This window comes from Sphingobium quisquiliarum P25 (genome assembly GCF_000445065.1).
Taxonomy (GTDB): Bacteria; Pseudomonadota; Alphaproteobacteria; order Sphingomonadales; family Sphingomonadaceae; genus Sphingobium; species Sphingobium quisquiliarum.
On record NZ_ATHO01000038.1, the window covers coordinates 1 to 986 of the forward strand.

At 66.5% G+C, this 986-nt stretch carries 2 protein-coding genes; both read right to left on the reverse strand.

Going from position 1 to position 986, the window contains the following annotated elements; all coding sequences use genetic code 11:
• Window positions 1-841 (reverse strand): P-type conjugative transfer protein TrbL (gene trbL, locus L288_RS26700; protein ID WP_021237213.1); only part of this gene is annotated, 841 nt, incomplete at its 3' end.
• On the reverse strand, window positions 838-986 hold a 149-nt coding region (trbK-alt, locus tag L288_RS42980), incomplete at its 5' end, for a putative entry exclusion protein TrbK-alt (protein ID WP_021237214.1). The genes trbL and trbK-alt, both read right to left, overlap by 4 nt.

The window sequence follows — 986 nt, forward strand, 5'->3', positions numbered from 1 at the left end:
CTGCCAGTGCGGTTCCTGCCGCCGCCCCCGCGCCGAGCTGCGGGCCGCCGGAGACGATGCCGTTGGCAATGCCGGGCCCGAAGATCGACAGGCCCAGCAAGGAAAGCGCGGCGAGCGCGATCGCCATGACCTGATTGATGTCGGGCGCGGGGCCGAGGGCCGCGCCGGTGAACTGGCTGAACAGCGTGGTGCCGATGCCGGTGATGACGGCGAGCACCAGCACCTTGATGCCGGTTGAGACGACATGGCCCAGCACGCGCTCGGCCATGAAGGCGGTCTTGTTGAAGAAGGCGAAGGGCAGCAGGACGAATCCGGCGAGCGTTACCAGCTTGAATTCGATCAGCGTGATGAAGACCTGCACGGCGATGATGAAGAAGGCGAGCACCACGATCACCCAGGCGAGCAGCAGCACGAGGATCAGCGCGAGGTTCGAAAACACGGCCCAAAGGCTGGAGAACTGCCCCGCCGCGTCGAGCAGCGGCTTGGCGGCTTCGAGCCCCTTCGCCGCGATCGTGCCGGGCTTCATGAACTCGTCGATCGTCATCGCCCCGCCGCTGGCTTGCAGGCCGAGCCCGGCGAAGCTCTCGAACACGATGGTCGCGAGCAACGAGAAGTTGCCGATGATGAAGGCGAAGGTGCCGATGTAGAGCGTTTTCTTGACGAGGCGCTGAAGCACGTCCTCGTCCGCGCCCCAGGTCCAGAACAGGCCGGCGAGCGTCACGTCGATGGCGATCAGCGTGGTCGAGAGAAACGCGACCTCACCGCCGAGCAGGCCGAACCCGCTGTCGATGTAGCCGGTGAAGACGCCGAGGAAATTGTCGATAATGCCGGTGTCGTTCATGGCCGAGCGCCTTCGTCCGGCGCCGTGTCGCTGCCGCGCTCAATCGCGAGCGCGGGCTCGTCCTGGCGGAAGAAGCGGCGGCGATTGGCGGCCCAGGCCGCCTCGCAGCCGCTATCCGGCATGGTGAGCGAGGCGCAGCGGTCCA